This window comes from Halarchaeum rubridurum (genome assembly GCF_014647115.1).
Taxonomy (GTDB): Archaea; Halobacteriota; Halobacteria; order Halobacteriales; family Halobacteriaceae; genus Halarchaeum; species Halarchaeum rubridurum.
In genome coordinates this window covers 1-1,035 of sequence record NZ_BMOO01000019.1, presented here as the reverse complement: position 1 = coordinate 1,035, position 1,035 = coordinate 1, and the positions used below count along the sequence as shown (strand labels likewise).

The 1,035-nt window shown below is 62.0% G+C and carries 2 pseudogenes; both read left to right on the top strand.

The window, feature by feature from the left end:
- Positions 1 to 438: pseudogene (locus IEX84_RS14495) on the top strand (VirB4 family type IV secretion system protein); the annotation flags it as partial.
- A pseudogene (locus IEX84_RS14490) lies at positions 431 to 1,035 on the top strand (hypothetical protein); the annotation flags it as partial. The pseudogenes IEX84_RS14495 and IEX84_RS14490, both read left to right, overlap by 8 nt.

Here is a 1,035-nt window from a genome sequence, read left to right as displayed (position 1 = left end):
ATCCGCCTCGTGACGCAGACCGTCGATGAGTTCTTCGAGCACGCCGAGAGTGAGGCGATCCTTGACCAGTGTGCGGTCAAGCAGTTCCACCGCCTCGACGGCATGGACGAAGAGTGGGCGGACGAGTTCGGGCTGAATCACGCCCAGATGCGCTACGTGCAGGACGCCGTCCCCGGTAACGAAGACGCCGGCTTCTCCGAAGCGCTCGTTGGCGTCGACGGCGAGTGGCGCGGTATCCAGGTCGAGGCGATGCCCAAGGAGAAGCAGGTCATCGACTTCGACCCCACCACCCAAACTCGCGACGAACTGCCCGGTGCAACCACCGACAAAACCGAGTCAGCAATGCATTCGTTCCAACAGCAACTCAATGAGCAGACCGCTGAATCGAACGAGGAATCGGAGCAAGTCGCCGAGACGGACGGTGGTCGCGATGAGTGAGTTCCTCCGCGTCACCCCGACCTCCGAAGAACTGGATCCGGCGGGGATTCCGCGACTTCTTGAGAGCCTCCACAAGCTCACCAGCGAAGATTCCGGCTTAGATTCGACGTTGAATCCGTTGTCGTCCTCGACGCCGCCGCGCTTCGAGTTCCTCGCGCTCAGCGACGGCGAAGACGCGCCCGTCGAGTTCTACTACGGCGCCGACAACTCACTCGACACCGTCGAGGAGCGGCTCCAGTCGATCTATCCGACGACCTTCGACATCGAACGCGTCGACCTCGACGTCGAAGAACGGCTTGTTCAGCCAGCCGAGTACTCACGTGAGGAGTTCCTCAACGCCTACCAGCAGGGCAATCTTCAGTACGAGTTCGACGAGGACGAGCAGTACGCCATCACCGACGAGGGGGAGGCTGAGGCGCCCGACGTCGACCTGACTGCGGACAGAGTGGTGTCCATCGACAATAGCGCGCTTGAACTCGCAGAGGATGTTGGGGCACCGGTTGAGAAGCCAACGATGACCGATGACGGAACGATTCTCGCACGGCCGGCGACCGAGACGGTCTCGCCCTATGGCGTGCGCTGGCAGGGCGATGCCAC